Source organism: Streptomyces sp. NPDC002853, assembly GCF_053591915.1.
Genome location: NZ_JBSFUS010000013.1, coordinates 20,074 through 36,608, shown reverse-complemented (window position 1 = coordinate 36,608; position 16,535 = coordinate 20,074). Strand labels below are relative to the sequence as shown.

Genomic DNA, 16,535 nt, shown 5'->3' with positions numbered 1-16,535 from the left:
CCGTCGAGGGCGAGGCTGCACTCGGCGCAGATTCCAGGTAGCCCGTCATCTGCCCAGTAGGCGGATACCCGTGGTTGCACGAGTGGTCAGTGATCACGGTGCTGAGCGACGGTGCGCCGTACGTGCACCGCCATCCGCGGCGTCAGTAGCAGGCCGGCGGTCCGGACTGTGATGCGTTCTCTCGGGCAACACGGCAGAGCCCGCGCGGGATTGCCGCGCGGGCCTGTGGTCCTCCGGCGGTTACCGCCGTGTGGTGTCCGTCGATTCGCGGCTCCCGCTCTTTGCCAACCCACGGCTGACCAGGTAGCCGATGGTCAGCAGGGTGACGTACAGCCATGCCTGATCGGCAGGGAATCGGTCCACCCCGTCCGAGCCGTCACCGACCGCCAGGGAAGCGATCAGAACCGCTATCACCGACGCGACGTACGCGAACATCTCCGAGGTCTTGAACGACGGTTTCGTCTCGGACTGGGTCTGACGTGCCGTATATGTGTCCCGGGCCTGGCCGGCTTCCGCTTCCGGATACCGGGGGGACGAAGCTGCGGTCATCTTGCCTCTGCCTCCTGATTGGGGGGTGCCTCAAGACGTGCGGGCAGGCGACCGCGTACCCGAGGCACCGGCACCAGAACGCCCTGCCGCGTACGCCCGCTCGCCGCCCCCCACTCCTCGGCCAGGCACACAAGAGACCGCAGAGCAGCAGGGGCCAGGGAGCACCGTCTTACGTGACCGGTGTCGTCGCGAGGGATCCGTGGGGTCGGTCGGCACCGCGGACTCCGGCCGGAACCACGTCGTCCGCCACAGCCGGCCGGTGGCCCCGAGGCCGCCAAGATACGGAATCGGCTACTCCTGTGCGGCGGGGGCAACCGGGGTCCATGACTATGGCGCGCTCTCTTCCCGACAGCCCGACCGAGTGGTGGATCCTCCTCGGCGGATTGGCCCTCTATCTCCTGGGACGGTGGTTCTTCGCGTGGCGTCAGGCCCAGTTGGAGGGGCGAAGACGCCCCGCGAGGGCCGCACTTGACGAGTTGGGCGAGGACGATGACGACGAGATGAACACCGTGAAGGTCGCGGCCGGGGGCTTCGACTCCTGGCGCCAGTTCATCGGGTTCGTGGTGGGCGGAGTGGCGATCTTCACGATCGCCGCCTTCACGGACGGTGCGCTACGCGTCGCGCTGCTCTGGTTCGTCTCCCCGCTGCTGGTCATCGCGCTTGCCTACGTGGACTTCCGCGAAGCCAGAAAGGCACGCGCGAAGAAGACCCGCTCACGTGTCTGACAGCGCCTCCACCGCCACAGCCCGCGAAGGGCGGCACCTCGGCGGTTGCTCCGGGAACCACTGGACCTCCGATAAGGGACGCCGGTGGATTCTCCGGGTCACTCGGGGGATACGCTCATCGCATGATCTTCCCGTTCATCGTCGGCGTCACCGTCCTCGCCACCGTCGGCGCCGTGGGCATCTGGGTGTGCCTGGAGTTCTGCAAGGCGTGCCGCGAGCGCAGGCGTGTGCCCGTCGGGGCTACCGCCGAGGGGCAGTAGCCCCGGCTGAGGACCGGCGCCGTGCGGGATCGGGGCGCGAGGCCGCTACGAGACGCCCCCGAGCCGTAGCGCGCGGCGTGTCCTCGGAGCCGGCCCACCGGCTGTAGGTGGGGGACTGGGGCCAGCCATCGGGCGAGTGCTGAGCCTTGCCGTCGAAGACGTCGGCCGGCCGGACCGCCCCCGGAGGCCCCCTGTCGTAATCCGCCCGCATGGTTGATCGTTGGGCCTTCGGAATCAGCCGCACGCCGGACAGGGGGATTTTTCATGACCATCAGCCGCAGGGGACTGCTCGGGGCGGGCGGGGCCGTCGGGCTGCTCAGCGCATGTGGCTCCAACACCGGCCGTGATGACGGCGGTTCGGGTGACGGGCCGAAGCTGTCGCAGTGGTATCACCAGTACGGCGAACAGGGCACCGAGCAGGCCGTCAAGAAGTACGCCACCGCCTACAAGAAGGCTAACGTCACCGTCCAGTGGCGGCCCGGCAACTACGACGAACAGACGGCGGCCGCCCTCCTCACGGACTCCGGACCCGACGTCTTCGAGGTCAACGGCCCCAGCCTCGACCAGATCCAGGGCAAGCAGGTCGCCGATCTCACCGAGCTGTTCGACGGCGTCAAGGATGACTTCAATCCGGCCGTCCTCGCCCCGAAGACGTACGACGGCAAGATCTGGGGTATTCCGCAGGTCATCGACATGCAGATGCTCTACTACCGAAAGAGCCTGCTCGCCGACGCCGGTGTCCGCCCGCCGAAGACCCTCGACGAACTCGTGGACGCCGCGAAGAAACTCACCTCGAAGAAGACGAAGGGCCTCTTCCTGGGCAATGACGGAGGCGCCGGTGTCCTGGGCGGCACGCCCCTGTACGCGGCCGGCCTCGAACTCGTCACCGCCGACGGTGAGGTCGGCTTCGACGACCCGGCCGCCGCCCGCGCCCTCGGCAAGATCCACCGGTTGTACGCGGACAAGTCGCTGCTCCTGGGCGCGCCCGCCGACTGGTCCGACCCCTCGGCGTTCGTCCAGGGACTGACCGCCATGCAGTGGTCGGGCCTGTGGGCGCTGCCCGGAGTGCAGAAGGAACTCGGCGACGACTTCGGCGTCCTGCCGTTCCCGAAGGACGGGGCCGGTGGCAGGCCCGCGGTGCCGGTCGGCGCGTACGCCGCCGCGGTCAGCACCCGCAGCAAGCACCAGAAGGCCGGCAAGGACTTCCTCAAGTGGCTGTGGATCGACAGCACCGACCGCCAGGAGGACTTCGCCCTCTCCTACGGATTCCACATCCCGGCCCGCATGTCCCTGGCGAAGAAGGCAGAGAAGCTCAGGAAGGGCGCGGCGGCCGACGCCGTCCGCTACACCACGGACCACGGTCACGCCGAACCCCTGCTCTGGACCCCGGCCGCCAGGAGCGCCTACCAGGACGCCCTCAGCCGCATCATCAAGGACGGTTCGAGCCCGGAGAGCGAACTCAGGAAGGTCGTACGGAAGGTCTCCGCCGAGCTCGACCGGGTGAAGAAGAAGTCGTGACCACCACAGCCCCGCGCGAACAACAGGCGACAGGGCGACGGAAGTTGTGGGGCCACCAGAACCGCACCCTCTGGTTCTGGGTGTTCGTCGGTCCCTTCCTGCTGGGCCTTGGCGTCTTCACGTACATCCCGCTCGGCTGGAGCGTCTACCTCAGCTTCTTCGACGCACACAACACCGTCACCCCGAGCGATTTCGTCGGCTTCGGCAACTACGCGGAGATGCTGCGGAACGAGGCGTTCACCGACAGCCTGTGGACCTTCCTCGTCTTCTCGCTCTTCATCGTGCCCGCCACGTACGCGCTCTCCCTCGCCCTGGCCCTCATGGTCCATCGCCAGCGCCGCGCCCAGGCGTTCTTCCGCTCGCTCTTCTTCCTGCCCGCGGCCTGCTCCTACGTCGTGGCCGCGCTGATCTGGAAGATGTCGATCTTCAACGGGGTCCGGTTCGGGCTCGCCAACACCGTCCTCGGCTGGTTCGGCGTCGACCAGATCGCCTGGCTCTCGACCACCGACCCGCCCTGGTACTGGGCCGTCATCGTCACCGTGCGGCTCTGGCTCCAGGCGGGCTTCTACATGGTGCTCTTCCTCGCGGGGCTGCAGCGGATCAGCCCCACCCTCTACGAGGCGGCCGCCGTGGACGGGGCGCGGCCCGGCTGGCAGGTCTTCCGGCACATCACGTTCCCGCAGCTGCGCGCCACGTCCGTGGCGGTCGTGCTGCTGCTCGTCATCAATGCCTTCCAGGCGTTCGACGAGTTCTACAACCTGCTCTCGGACTCCCGCGGTTATCCGCCCTACGCCAGGCCCCCGCTCGTCTACCTCTACTACACGGCCCTTGGGCAGGGGCAGAACCTCGGCCTCGGCAGCGCGGGCGCCGTCCTGCTCGCCCTGATCATCGCCGTGGTGACGGTCGGGCAGGCGAAGTGGTTCGGGCTCGGCAGGAAGGAGGCGGAATGAGAGACCACCTGAGGGACGACGCGCGGGTCAGGGCGGGCCGCGCGCTGCGGCTCTCGCTTCTGATCGCCCTCGCGCTCCTCTTCCTGATCCCCTTCTACCTCCTCGTCCGCAACGGGCTCTCCTCCGAGAGCGACATCACCTCGCCCGAGTGGACCTTCTTCCCCTCCACGCTGCGCTGGGGGAACGTCAAGGAGCTCTTCGACGACACATCGGTGCCGTTCGCGCGCTCCTTGCTCAACTCCTCGCTGATCGCCGTCGCGACGACCGTCGGCACGCTGCTGCTGGCCTCGCTGGCCGGTTACGGCCTGGCCCGTATCCCGTACCGTCACGCGAACAAGGTGTTCTACGCGATCCTCGGCACGCTGATGGTCCCGGCGTCCGTGACCTTCGTGCCGAGCTTCGTCCTGGTCTCCTCGCTCGGCTGGGTCTCGACGCTGCGTGGCCTGATCATCCCGACGTTGTTCTCGGCGTTCGCCTGCTTCATCTTCCGGCAGTACTTCCTGGGCTTTCCCAGGGAGTTGGAGGATGCGGCGCGCGTCGACGGGCTCGGCTACTGGCGAACGTACTGGAGGGTGGTCGTGCCCAATTCGCGGCCGGTCTTCGCCGCCGTGGGCACGATCGTCTTCATCGGTGCCTGGAACTCCTTCCTGTGGCCGCTGGTCATCGGCCAGGACCGGAACGCGTGGACGGTGCAGGTGGCCCTGTCCTCGTTCACCACGTCTCAGGTGATCCGGCTGCACGAGCTCTTCGTCGCGGCTGCCGTGTCCATCGTGCCGCTGCTCGTGGTCTTCCTCTTCTTCCAGCGGTGGATCGTGGCGGGAGTGGAGCGGTCGGGCATCGACGACTGACCGGGCCCTGCCGGCGGCCCGGAAGCCGCCGGCAGAGCCCGGTCAAAACAGTCGGTCGGACCAGTCGCTCAGGACAACCGGTCAGGCCAGGGGCTCCACCCATACGTCGCGGAAACGGACCTTGTTGCCGTGGTCCTGGAGACGGATCGCACCCGCCGCGGCCGACTCCGGGTCACCGGCACCCGTCGGGCCGTCGATCGCCACGTCGTCGTGGACCTTCTTGCCGTTCCACACCACCGTGACCCGGGCATCCGACGTCTTCTTGCCGTCCGCGTCGAAACGGGCGGCGCGGAAGGTGATGTCGTACGTCTGCCAGGTTTCCGGTGCCTTCGACGCGTTGAGATCGGCTGCCTTCTTCTGGTAGATCGCCGCCGCCTCGTTGTTCGCGAGCTTCTCCACGCCGTAGGAGTCCAGGATCTGCACCTCGTACCGCTCCTGGAGGTAGACCCCGCTGTTGCCGCGGTCCTGCCCGGTGACGTCGTCCGGCAGCTTCGGCACACGGAACTCGACGTGCAGCTTGAAGTCGCCGAAGTGCTGTTTCGTGCGCAGGTCCCCGCAGCACACCTCCATGGACCTCTCGGCGGTGTGCGGCCACTCGGCGCTGCGGCCGTCGGTGTGCTGCCAGGCCGAGGAGATGCTGCCGCCCGAGAAGAGGTCGATCCGGGCCCCGGGACGGCGCACCTCCAACGCGTCGAGATTGACGTGCCCGGTGTCCCCGGCCCCGACCGCGTAGGTGATGGTGTTGCGGCCCTTGCGGAGTTCGAGCTTCTCCGTCTTGGTGGACCAGCGGTTCCACTGGCCCGTCGACGGCAGGCTCGTCTGCTTGGCCGCGCCGTCGTTGACGCCGACGCTGATCGTCTTGGTGCCGGTGAAGGGGTTCGGGCCGTTGGCGTACCGCAGCCCGACGTCGTAGCTGCCCTTCTTGTCCACGTTTACGTCGAAGCTGGCCTTGGCGCCCTGCTCGCCGAAACCGTCGACGAAGCCCGCGCCGGTGAAACCGGTGTGCTCGGTGTCGGTGCCCGCGCCGCCGGACAGGCGGGCCGATTCGGCGTCGTACGTGGTGACCGGCTCGGTCGGGCCCGGCTTGGCGTTGAGGGTGTACCACGCCTCGGTGGACCAGAGCTGCTCGCCCGAGGACGAGGAGAACGGGCGCGGGGAGCGCACGTGGACGACACGGTCGGCCTTGAGCCCCGGGATGGTGAGCTTCACCTTGCGCCGGTCGTCGGAGAGCTTTGCCGAGGTGACCGGCAGCGACTCCTCGTCGACCTTCGGACCTCCGTAGGCCGGGGTCGGGGCATAGCGCCACTGCTCGACGGAGTACGCGCCCTTGGTCAGCTTGGCCGCGGTCTCCTCCGACAGGGGCTTGGTGTAGGTGAGTTCGAAGCCGTCGGCGGTGGCGCGCATGGTCTTCATGTCGAAGGCCGTCTTGCCGTTCGGCGTCAGCTTCTGCAGGCCGAAGCGGAGCTTGCCCGCCTGGCCCCAGTTCCCGTCGGCGCCCAGGCCGCCGGTGTAGAGGGCACCGTCGGGCCCTTCGCTGATCCGGGTGATGCCGGACTCGAGGCCCTGGGTGTGGCGGAACACGGCGCCCTGGTACTCGCCCTTGACCTTCTCCAGGTCGGCGCGCTGCAGTCCGCCGTAGGTCACGTCACCGAAGACCATCTGTCCGGCGAACGGGCCCTTCTTCAACTGCATCGGTGTGCTGGGGGAGTTGGCGATCTCGTTCTGCGGCAGCCACAGGGCCGGCTTGGTGACCGGCTGGTCGTCGAAGGGGCCTTCGGGGTTCATGTAGTGGTTGAAGAAGCGGTCCTGTTTGACGTGCACCAGTTTCGACGCCGGGAGCCAGCCGCCCTGGTTGTCGGCGACGAAGAGGTCTCCGGAGGGGCCGCGCCCGATGCCGTTCGGGGTGCGCAGGCCGCCGGCGATGTAACTGACCTTGCCCGTCTTCTTGTTGACCTTGATGGTCGTGCCGCGGTTCTTGGCGGGCTGCGGGTCGGTGGTCGCGCCGCCGTAGTTGATGGCGACGGAGAGGTTCAGATAGAAGTCGCCCTTGTCGTAGAGCAGTCCGAAGGCGAACTCGTGGAAGTTGCCGCCGTAGGGCCACTCGGCGATCTTCTTCTTGTCGTCGGTGACGTCGTCGCCGTTGGTGTCGTTCAGCTCGGTCAGCTGGTGTTTCTCCGACACGTACAGCTTGCCGTCGACGTACTTGATGCCCATCGGCTCCTTGAGCCCGTCGGCGATCTTCTTGTACGTGACCTTGTCGGGCCCGGTGTCACCGGTGACGTTGTCGAGCAGGTACACCTCGCCCTTGGTCTCGGTGCTGCCGCCCCACGTGGAGATCGCCAGCCGCCCGTCGGGCAGCCAGTCCATCGCCGACACCTGCGGCTCGAAGCCCTTGGGGCGCAGGTCCGTCAGCTTGTACCCGGGGTTGACCTCGGTGAGCGGAAGACCGTCGCCGGGGGTGTCGAGCGCTCCCTCGCACTCCTTGCGGCCGGGCGCGGTCACGCGCACGACGTCGGCGTCCGTGCTGAGCACCGAGTTCGGCACGACCTTGAACTCGTCGGCGCCCGGCGGCTTCCACTGCAGGGTGACCTGCTGTTCGCCGTCCGCGTCGAAGTGGTCGATGCGCAGCGGCTGGTAGCCGGCGTTCAGCGTGATCTCGCCGTCCTTGGGCTCGGCGCCGTGCTTTCCGTCGTGGTCGATGACCTGCTGGTCGCCGACGAAGAGGCGTGAGCCGTCGTCACTGATCAACCGGAAGCTGTACGCGCCCGCCTCGGGCACGTTCAGATTGCCGATGATCTGCGAGACGAAGTTGTTGCTGAACCCGAAGCCCTCGGTGGACGTCCAGTCGGCGGTCGGGATCAGCTTGTCGACGTTGGGGGTCTGGGCGGGCTTGAGGTCGCACAGCTTGTTGAGCGGGGACTGGATGTCGAACACCCGCAGGGTGACGCCGGGTTCCTGCGGCGGCAGGTCGGCGAACGGCCGCGGATCGTCCGCGGCGCCTGCGGCGGGCGCCACCAGCCCGCCGCAGAGCATCGCCGTGAGCAGCAGACCGGTGGATCTTCGAGCCCTGCGGCGGGTGGTGCCGGATATCGGCTCGGGGCGTGGCTTCACTCTTCCTCCTGCGTGGTTCCTACGGGGGTTACGCAGATCTATGCGGCAAAGCGACGCTCAGCGTAGGGACGGTGCCGAAGCGCGTCCATACTTTGTCCACAGAAAGGAAAAACCGAGGGCGGGGAGACGGTGCCGTGCGGCGGGGACGGGGCTGCCGTCAGCGGTCCTTGGCCAGCGCGACGAGATCCGCGAACAGGCCCCCGGCGCCCACCAGGTCCTCGTACGTGCCCTGTTCGATCACCCGGCCCTTGTCCATCACGAGGACGCGGTCGGCGAGCCGGGTGTTCTCCAGCTGGTGGGTGACGACGATCGTCATGCGCTCGGCCGCGATCTGCTTGATCTCCGTGAAGACCGCGTGCTCCCCTCGCGCGTCCATCTGCGAGGTCGGCTCGTCCAGGATCAAGAGCGGTGTCCGCCGGTAGAGCGCACGGCCGCACACGAGCCGTTGCCACTGGCCGCCGGAGAGTTCGGCGCCGCCCCACAACTCCTTGGCCAGCAGGGTGTCGAGCTGCCGCGGCAGTGTCTCGATCGCTTCGCGCATCCCGACGGCGTCGACGACGTCCCACACCGGCCCGTCGTCGTACGTCCTTGGCTGGCCGAGGGTGATGTTCTCGCGGGCACGCAGGGGCCAGCAGGCGAAGTTCTGCGGGACGAGCGCGGTGCGCCGCCACACGGAGTCGGGATCGGCCTGGGCGAGGTCGACGCCGTCCCACAGGACTCGGCCCTTGTCGGCGAGGAGAATGCCGGTGAAGAGCTTGGCCAGGGTCGACTTGCCCGAGCCGTTCTCCCCGACGACCGCCAGGATCTCGCCGCGCCGCAGCGTGAGCGACACGCCCGCGACGGCGGGTTCCTCCTTGCCCGGGTAGCGGTACACGACCTCGTCGAGGCGGATCTCGTCCACGCGCTCGGGAAGGGTCAGCTCACCGCGCTTGGGGGCCCGTTCCCCCGCCATGTCGAGGAATGACCGCATGTCCGCCAGGTAGAGCGACGTATGGAACATCGCGGCGCCATGGATGACGGACTGGGAGAGCGCGGCCAGCGTGGTCTGGACGGCCACCACCGCCGTCGCCGCGACGGGCAGCGCGACCCGGCCGGTGGTGGCCAGCCAGGCGAGGGTGGCCCACGTGCCCAGGAGGAAGAGCCCGCCGAGGGTGCTGGTGACCAGGACGATGCGCAGCATCCGCGGGGCCGCGGTCAGGGTGCGCCGGTCGATGCGGTCGGACAGGGCGCGGTACCAGTAGATGAGGTAGCCGGTCATGCCGTTGGCGCGGACCTCGTCGCCGTGCCGGGAGTACGTCGCCCACCAGCGCATCATCGACCTGACGTTCCGGTCGCCGACATTGAGGTAGTGGGTCTCGTAGTCGACGCGCGCCGACAGGACGGCCCCGGCGCCGGCCGGGAGCACGGCCAACAGGAGCAGGGGCAGCATCAGCGGATGCAGCGCCGTGATCACACCGCTCGCGGCGATCATCCGGATCAGCGCCGACATGAACCGCTGGGCGTCCTGCACCATCATCCGGGTGCGTGTGACGCCGACTTCGGCGGCTTCCTGCCGGTCGGCGAATCCGTCCTCGCCGTAGGCGGACGACTCCACGCGGCACACCGCGGCGACGAGCGCGATGTCCGCCTCCGTCATCAGCAGCGGCGTGATCCGCCCGTCGGCGTAGGAGGAAACGGCGCTGCTGACGCGACCGAGGGCGGCGGCCGCCGTGACGACGATCAGGGCGGGCAGCGCCGCGTGCAGGCGTTCGGACACGCTGCCCGTGCCGAGGATGTGGGTCATGGCCTGCGCGGTGAAGGCGAGGACGACGGCGGCCGCCGCGCCGGTCAGGAGCTGGCAGACGAGGAGCAGTACGACGCCGGGCCTGTCCACGCCCCATGCCATCCGCGCGGTGTGCCCGAGCACGGAGGGCAGACGCCTGCACATGGTGCCGAACGTGGCCTCGGCCAGCGGATTCCTGCCATGTTTCCCCCCGAAGGTGAGGGTGGCCGGTGGGGGAGGGGGAGGCGTCGTCGCGTATTCGGTCGAGGTGTCGTTCACAGTCACCTGCGTCCCTCCACGGGGTGCGTGCCGCACCTGGATGGCTCGGCGGTGCTGGGACTAACGACAGGGCGAGGGAATCGAACGCGCTCGATTCAGGACGGGTTGGAGCCCGTCTGGCGCAAGGGGTGGAGCTCGTGGACGGCGTGCTGAGGCGGTCGCGGGGCGACGCCGATTGGCCGAATCGCCGAGGGTGGGTCACCGGTGTGTGAGGGTCCGGGTGTGCGATCGGGGATGTCCGCGTCAGGGCGTCAAGTGCGAGCGCAGATAGGCCAGTTGCGGTGGATCAGTCGCAGCCGCATCCCGACGCCTCGGCTGCCTCGGCGGGGCGGCCGGGAGCGTCGTCGGCGGCCCGCTCGGTGGCGGGTTTGGTGGCGCGGACGACGGCGGAGTGCATGCGGTCGGCGACCGCGTGGGTGGGGGTGATGTCGATGGCGGTGAATCCGGCGGCTTCGAGCCCTCGGCGGTACTCGGTGAAGGAGAGCGCGCCGGCGATGCAGCCGACGTGGTCCCCGCGTTCGGCGCGCTGGGCGGGCGTGAGGGTGTCGTCGGCGACGACGTCGGTGATGCCGATGCGGCCGCCGGGGGTCAGGACGCGGAAGGTCTCGGCGAACACGGCGGGCTTGTCGGTGGACAGATTGACCACGCAGTTGGAGATCACGACATCGATGGTGTTCGCGGGCAGCGGGATGGCCTCGATGGTGCCCATGAGGAACTCGACGTTGGTGGCCCCTGCCTTCTTCTGGTTCTCGAGCGCGAGCGCGAGCATCTCCTCGGTCATGTCCAGGCCGTAGGCCTTTCCGGCGGGGCCGACGCGCCGGGCGGAGAGCAGGACGTCGATGCCGCCGCCCGATCCGAGGTCAAGGACGCGCTCGCCTGCGCGGAGATCGGCGACGGCGGTGGGGTTGCCGCAGCCGAGCGAGGCGGCGACGGCCTCGGCGGGCAGTCCGTCGCGCTCCCCCTGGGCGTAGAGGGTGGACCCGAAGTTGGCGTCGACCTCGATCGCGGAGGGGCCGCAACAGGCCGTGCCGCCCTCGGTGACCTGCACGGCGGCCGCGGCATAGCGGCGGCGGACGGTTTCGCGCAGGTCGGTGGTGTTCTCGCCCGTGGTGGCTCCTCGATCAAGGGGCCCGGCGGGACCCGGAGCGGCTGCATTGATGTTTCTCAATGCAACATTGCGCCCTGGATCGAAGACTGTCAACATAGAAGGATGTCGAAGCAGGGGCCTGTGTGAACGGTCTGGGGCGGGCGCTTGTCCGTTGCCTCAGCGGTCGTGCTCCCCGCGGCCGTCACCGCGCTGGGCGTCATCCTGCGCGGAGGGGCTGGGGGCGAGCGCGTCCGCGGCCTCGCCGTCCTTCTCGCGGTCCCGCTTTCCGCCGGGGACACGGGTCTCCGCGTCCTCGGCCTCCTCGAAGACTTCCTCGGCGGCCGTTTCCGCGTGCTTCGGCTTGTGGTCCTTCTCCTGCTCGTTGCCGTGCTTGTGGCTCATGCCGTGCCTCCATCCAACTGGTTCGGAGCGATGCGCATGTCAGCGCGCCGCGGTGATGACCGTGCGTGACCCTGCCCCAGCCTCTGCCGGTCGGGGCGCCAGCACCACCGGAGCGGCGCCGAACGCTTCGCGATCACCGAGGCGGGTGCCCTGGCGGGCCTCGCTCATGCGTTTCACACGTCACTCCCGCGCGGGCCTTTGGTCCTGATAGACGGGCGGATTTCGGGGCACAGGAGTAGAGCTCGGCCAGGGAGGCCGTACCGACCGGAGGGGGTCAACTCATGCGAACGATCAGGCGGATGAGGCGCGCGCTGTACGGAGCCGTGTGCCTGCCCAGGGGAAGGGGGCGTTCGGCATAAGCGTGAGCTCTCCTTTACCCGCCGGCGTCCTTGCCGGATGCCCTGGGAGTGCCGGGTGCCCCGAGAGCGGCGCCAAAACGTAAAGAGAAGATCCGTTCCGAAGTTCCTCAGCCCGGTGAATACCGGCCGTCCGCGCGGGCACCAGATGTCGGCCGGCGGCAATTCATCGCAACCACCGAAAGGAGCACCCCGTGCTCAGGCCTCACCCCACGTTCCTGCAGTCACTGCTCGAAACGCATGCCTCGTTGCTGCATCTGCAGGCCCGGGAGGACTCGGCCGAGGTCCGGCGGCAGCTGGACGACGTCTCGTACACCTTGTGCGTCTCCACCGGAACGCGGACCCCCGAGATGGCCGTCGCCGCGGCACGCGCCCAACTCGCGGGAGTGCGTTCGCAGGACGACGCCCGCCTGTCCGCGTGAATTGCCACATGATTGACCGGGCGCAGCGTGGATACCGGTGTGAGACTGGGAAATGCCCGAAAGGCGGCCACCGCGAGCACGCGCAGTGACCGGGGCCATCAAGAAAGGCGAGGTCAGCATGCCGGCTGGATCCAGCAACAAGCGTGAGCGCCAGTACGAGCACATCAAGGAGAGCGCCGAGGACCGCGGCGCCTCCAAGGGCAGGGCCAAGGAGATCGCGGCGCGCACGGTCAACAAGGAGCGCGCCCGTTCCGGTGAATCGAAGACCGCCAGCAAGACGTCGACGAAGGACCCGAAGTCGGCGTCACAGCGCGGCGGGGAGCGTTCGCACAGCGGGTCGCAGGGCCCCACCAAAGACCAGCTTTACGAAGAGGCCAAGAAGAAGAACGTCGACGGCCGTTCGTCGATGAACAAGCAGCAGCTGAAGAAGGCGCTCGGACGCTGAGCGCGCATGCGCCCACGGCAGTGTCCACCGCCGTGGGCGCCGCCCGTATGCCGTCAGCTTTTCGACGAATGTGTCACCCGGACAGCTGTCGCTGTGCATGCATGAGCGAGTGCCGGGAACCCCGTGTTCCATGGAATCCAGCCTCACCTGCCCCATCCGGTCCCACCTGTGCGTCGATGCCCTCGATTTCGTGCTCGAAGCCGAGTTGGTCCTCACGTACACCACCAAGGACCCGCTGGCCGTCACCCTCACGTTCCCGCCGCCCGCGGCCGAGCAGGCCCCGACGACCTGGGTGTTCTCCAGGCACTTGCTGGCGTCGGGGCTGCACGCCCCGGCGGGCGAGGGCGACGTCGTGATCCGGCCGACGGGGCGTCACAGGATCCTCGTGACCCTGACGTCCCCGAGCGGACGTGTCCGTGGCGAACTGGAGAGGGCGCCGGTCGAGGCGTTCATCGCTGAGTCCTACGCCCTGCTGCCCGCCCCCGAGGAGAGCGCCGCGCTGGACCTGGACGAGCTGGTCACAGCTCTTCTCGCGACACCCTGAACCAACGCACTGCCCCGCCGGCCCTCACACGGGCTGCGGGGCATCCGGTTCGCCCTCGGCCATGGCCATCTGCGAACGGGCGGCCGCGAGCGCCGACACCACCTCACGGGTGCCGGTGGACACGCAGAGGGTGTACGCGATGTCCTCGAGCCTCGTGCGGGCCTCGCGGGCCCCGTCGCGCGCATGCAGCGCGCTCAGTGCGTCGTACTGCTCCACCAGGTCGCGCAGTACTCTCGGGTCGGCCATCAGCACGGCAGGTCTCCTTCGCTCTCAACGGGCTGGATGCCCTCGACAGGCGGTGATGCGGGGGGTACTTGGCCGCCTTTTCGCACGCGTGCGCGCACCACGGCAGGCGGAGAGTGGGCGAGGTGGCCACCGGCGCGTACCTGTCCACAACCGCGGTGCGCGAGCCGGGACAGGCCGACGGACGCCGGATTTCCTGGCCGGGCTCGATTCATCGCCGAGGTCGACGAAATCCCCGCCGAGGCGGGGTTCGTGTGGATGGCGGCTGAGGAAGAACAACACTTGCTCCGGGGAAGCAGGGCTTTTGGGCGCGGCTGCTTCCTGACCTCAGAGTCAGTGTGCCCACGAGAAAGCGCCGGACGCCACCCGGAGCTGTGACGTGGGCCGCACGCTCCCGGTGTTTGGGTCGGCCGACGCCTGGTATGCGGCTCTCGGCGTCGCCTGCCACCATGACCGTGTGCGTCCTGGCGGGTGGAGCACCCGTCGCTGCCGTCCCACCCGGAGGAGTTCTCGTGACCGACCGGAAGCATGTCCTGCGCGGTCGCACAGCTGTCGTGACCGGCGCCGCACGCGGTGTGGGAGAAGCCGTGGCCAGAGAGCTCGCCGCCAGAGGAGCCACCCTGGCCCTCCTCGGCCTGGAGGAGGAGTCACTCGCCCGAGTGGCCCAGGAGCTCCCCACGCCGTCAATGCACTGGTACGTCGATGTCACCGACGACGCGGCGATGGCGCGCGTGGCCGACGAGGTACGCGATCGTCAGGGCCCCGCATCGGTCGTCGTCGCCAACGCGGGAATCGCCGAGGGCGGGCCGTTCGTCGACTCCGACCCCGCCAGTTGGCGACGCGTCATCGACGTCAATCTCGTCGGCAGTGCGAACACCGCCCGTGCCTTCCTGCCCCAACTGCTCGACACCCGCGGCTACTTCCTGCAGATCGCCTCACTCGCCTCCATCGGCGCTTCGCCGCTGATGAGCGCCTACTGCGCCTCCAAGGCGGGCGTGGAGTCCCTCAGCCACTCGCTGCGCGCGGAACTCGCCCCGCGGGGCGTCGGCGTGGGGACCGCCTATCTGAACTGGACCGACACGGACATGATCCGGGACGCCGACCAGCACGCCGTGCTGCGTGAACTACGCGCGCACATGCCGCCGCCGGCCCGCAAGATCTACCCCCGGGATCATGTGGCCCGTTGTCTGGCGGATGGCGTCGAACGCCGGTCGGCCGCCGTGTACGTGCCGGGCTGGCTCCGGGCGCTGCAGGCGGTCCGGGCGGGCCTGCCGCCCGTGGTCGCCCGGTACTCGCGCCAGGAGTTGATGCGCTCGGAGTTCTCGTCCACGGGCCTGCTCGGACCCGGCGGGCGTGCGGCGGAGGCCGCCGACTGAGCCCGCCGGCAGCCGTCAGGTGAACCCGGGTCAGCTCCGTCGGAGGCGGCGGCCGAGCCCGCCCCGCAGCGCGGCGCGGGCGGCGTTGGCGCCGGGGGCTCCGTGTACGCCGCCGCCGGGGTGGGCGGCTGCCGACGCGAGGTAGAGGCCCTTGACCGGGGTCTCCGGGCGGCCGGTGCCCGGCGTGGGGCGGAACACCAGCTGCTGGTGGGCGGATGCCGTGCCGCCGTTGATCGCGCCCCCGTGCAGGTTGGCGTCCATGGCCTGAAGGGTGGTCGGGGCGAGCAGACGCCGAGCCCTGATGCGGGAACGGAAGCCCGGCGCCCAGCGTTCCACCTCGTTCTCCATGCGCTCCGCCATCGCCTCCTGTTCCCGCCGGTCCCAGGATCCGGTCAGTCCGTCCTCGCCCGCGTCGCCCTTGATCCGTTGCGGGACGTGTGTGTAGGCCCAGGCCGATTCGGTGCCGGCCGGTGAGCGCGAGGCGTCGGCGGTGGTCATCTGCCCGAAGAGCATGAAGGGGCGGTCGGGCACCTGCCCCATGGCGATCTGCGCCGCGAACCGCGTGAGCCCGTCGACGCCGTCGGCCAGATGTACCGTTCCCGCCGTGGCCGCTTCCGGCGCCGTCCAGGGCACCGGCCCGTCGAGCGCCCAGTCGATTTTGTAGGTCGCGAAGTCCCACTGGAAGCGGCGCAGATCTCCCATCAGCCGCCCGGGCAGGTGGCGTTCGTCGACCAGTTCGCCGAAGAGCGCCGGAGCGGACACGTCGGCGAGAACCGCGCGGGACGCCGGCACGTTCTCGCCTGCGGCAGTGCGCACACCCACGGCGCGACCGCCCCGCACGACGACCTCCCGCACGCGTTCGCCGCACCGGACCACGCCTCCGAACCGCTCCAGGCGCCTCACCAGGGCCCCGGTGAGCGCGCCCGCCCCGCCGACCGGAACGGGGAAGCCGTAGGTCTGGCCGAGCATGGACATCAGCCAGCCGAAGCCTCCGCTGCCGGCGGCTTCGGGGCCGAGGTCCGCGTGCAGCGCGTTGCCCGCGAGCAGCAGCCGGCCGCCCTCACCGCGGAACTCCTCCTCGCCCAGGCGCCGTACCGGCAGCACCATCGTCCGGGCCATCCGCAGCCCTCCGGCGCTCCGGAGCTTCGCGGCGAGCCGGACCCCGTGCTTCACGGGCGGAAACGGGGTGAACAGAGCCCCGAGGATGTCGGGGCCCACGCGGTTCCAGGTGGCGCAGAGGTTGAGCCAGGAGGCCCCGTCGCCCGGCGCGAACGCGTCAAGGCCGGCTGCCGTGTCCGCCGCCCCGCGGGCAAGGACCGCGCACCGGCCGTCGGCCAGGGGGTGCGCAAGGACGCGGGGAGCGTGGCTCCAGCTGAGGCCCTCCTGCTGCAACTGCAGGTCGGCGAGGATCGGGGAGGCCGCGGCCAGCGGATAGAAGGCGCTGAAGAGGTCGTTCACGTAGTCGGGATGGACCCCGCGGTCGCTGCGGACCGCGCCGCCCGGCTCATCCTGTTCCTCGAGGACTTCCACGCTCCACCCGGCGTCGGCGAGCAGATTCGCCGCGACGAGACCGTTGGGCCCCGCGCCGATGATCACCGCGTCCGGCATGCCTGACTCCTGACGTCCCCCCGGCCCGTCGGGGCCGGCAAGTCGATCGA

The 16,535-nt window shown here is 69.4% G+C and carries 16 protein-coding genes; 9 read left to right on the top strand and 7 right to left on the bottom strand.

Annotated elements, in window-relative coordinates; genetic code table 11:
• Positions 1-240: 240 nt before the first annotated feature.
• Entirely contained in the window at positions 241-549 is a 309-nt protein-coding gene (locus ACWD02_RS32420; protein WP_451216933.1) for a hypothetical protein, read from the bottom strand.
• A 329-nt stretch (positions 550-878) separates the two neighbouring features.
• On the opposite strand from ACWD02_RS32420, the gene ACWD02_RS32415 reads away from it, so the two are divergent.
• The 5 genes from ACWD02_RS32415 to ACWD02_RS32395 all read left to right on the top strand — a co-directional run bounded on the left by ACWD02_RS32415 (position 879) and on the right by ACWD02_RS32395 (position 4,850).
• Complete coding sequence (locus tag ACWD02_RS32415) at positions 879-1,274, top strand: hypothetical protein (RefSeq protein WP_451216930.1); 396 nt, start codon at positions 879-881, stop codon at positions 1,272-1,274.
• A 122-nt stretch (positions 1,275-1,396) separates the two neighbouring features.
• Positions 1,397-1,534 (top strand): hypothetical protein, encoded by a 138-nt coding sequence (locus ACWD02_RS32410; RefSeq protein ID WP_451216927.1) that lies wholly within the window; start codon positions 1,397-1,399, stop codon positions 1,532-1,534.
• Positions 1,535-1,798: 264 nt separating this feature from the next.
• Entirely contained in the window at positions 1,799-3,052 is a 1,254-nt protein-coding gene (locus tag ACWD02_RS32405) for an ABC transporter substrate-binding protein (RefSeq protein WP_451216924.1), read from the top strand.
• Complete coding sequence (locus ACWD02_RS32400) at positions 3,049-4,002, top strand: carbohydrate ABC transporter permease (protein ID WP_451216921.1); 954 nt, start codon at positions 3,049-3,051, stop codon at positions 4,000-4,002. The genes ACWD02_RS32405 and ACWD02_RS32400 overlap by 4 nt, the downstream gene beginning before the upstream one ends.
• Positions 3,999-4,850, top strand: a complete 852-nt coding sequence (locus tag ACWD02_RS32395; RefSeq protein ID WP_451216918.1) for a carbohydrate ABC transporter permease — start codon at positions 3,999-4,001, stop codon at positions 4,848-4,850. The genes ACWD02_RS32400 and ACWD02_RS32395 overlap by 4 nt, the downstream gene beginning before the upstream one ends.
• 81 nt (positions 4,851-4,931) lie before the next feature.
• On the opposite strand, the gene ACWD02_RS32390 is transcribed toward ACWD02_RS32395, so the two are convergent.
• From ACWD02_RS32390 to ACWD02_RS32375, 4 genes are all read right to left on the bottom strand, one after another.
• On the bottom strand, positions 4,932-7,883 hold the full coding sequence (locus ACWD02_RS32390) for a family 16 glycoside hydrolase (RefSeq protein WP_451217641.1): 2,952 nt from the start codon (positions 7,881-7,883) through the stop codon (positions 4,932-4,934).
• A gap of 235 nt (positions 7,884-8,118) precedes the next feature.
• Positions 8,119-10,008 (bottom strand): ATP-binding cassette domain-containing protein, encoded by a 1,890-nt coding sequence (locus tag ACWD02_RS32385; protein WP_451216916.1) that lies wholly within the window; start codon positions 10,006-10,008, stop codon positions 8,119-8,121.
• Between the two features lie 280 nt (positions 10,009-10,288).
• The gene (gene arsM / locus ACWD02_RS32380) at positions 10,289-11,161 is read right to left on the bottom strand and encodes an arsenite methyltransferase (RefSeq protein WP_451217638.1); all 873 of its coding nucleotides are present in this window, start codon (positions 11,159-11,161) and stop codon (positions 10,289-10,291) included.
• 105 nt (positions 11,162-11,266) lie between these two features.
• Positions 11,267-11,491 carry a hypothetical protein gene (locus ACWD02_RS32375; protein ID WP_451216913.1) on the bottom strand — a complete coding sequence of 75 codons (225 nt, stop codon included), beginning with the start codon at positions 11,489-11,491 and terminating at the stop codon, positions 11,267-11,269.
• Between the two features lie 550 nt (positions 11,492-12,041).
• Between ACWD02_RS32375 and ACWD02_RS32370 the strand changes: the two genes are divergently transcribed.
• The 3 genes from ACWD02_RS32370 (at position 12,042) to ACWD02_RS32360 (ending at position 13,258) form a co-directional block, all read left to right on the top strand.
• The gene (locus tag ACWD02_RS32370) at positions 12,042-12,269 is read left to right on the top strand and encodes a DUF5133 domain-containing protein (protein WP_451216910.1); all 228 of its coding nucleotides are present in this window, start codon (positions 12,042-12,044) and stop codon (positions 12,267-12,269) included.
• A gap of 118 nt (positions 12,270-12,387) precedes the next feature.
• Positions 12,388-12,714: a plasmid stabilization protein gene (locus ACWD02_RS32365; protein ID WP_451216907.1), complete on the top strand. Its 327-nt coding sequence runs from the start codon at positions 12,388-12,390 to the stop codon at positions 12,712-12,714.
• 130 nt (positions 12,715-12,844) lie between these two features.
• On the top strand, positions 12,845-13,258 hold the full coding sequence (locus ACWD02_RS32360; protein ID WP_451216904.1) for an SsgA family sporulation/cell division regulator: 414 nt from the start codon (positions 12,845-12,847) through the stop codon (positions 13,256-13,258).
• 24 nt (positions 13,259-13,282) lie between these two features.
• On the opposite strand, the gene ACWD02_RS32355 is transcribed toward ACWD02_RS32360, so the two are convergent.
• Complete coding sequence (locus tag ACWD02_RS32355) at positions 13,283-13,510, bottom strand: DUF5133 domain-containing protein (RefSeq protein WP_451216901.1); 228 nt, start codon at positions 13,508-13,510, stop codon at positions 13,283-13,285.
• 503 nt (positions 13,511-14,013) lie between these two features.
• Here ACWD02_RS32355 and ACWD02_RS32350 point away from each other — a divergent pair.
• Entirely contained in the window at positions 14,014-14,877 is an 864-nt protein-coding gene (locus ACWD02_RS32350) for an SDR family oxidoreductase (RefSeq protein ID WP_451216898.1), read from the top strand.
• A 30-nt stretch (positions 14,878-14,907) separates the two neighbouring features.
• Here ACWD02_RS32350 and ACWD02_RS32345 read toward each other — a convergent pair whose 3' ends face one another.
• Complete coding sequence (locus ACWD02_RS32345; RefSeq protein ID WP_451216896.1) at positions 14,908-16,485, bottom strand: phytoene desaturase family protein; 1,578 nt, start codon at positions 16,483-16,485, stop codon at positions 14,908-14,910.
• Positions 16,486-16,535 lie beyond the last annotated feature (50 nt).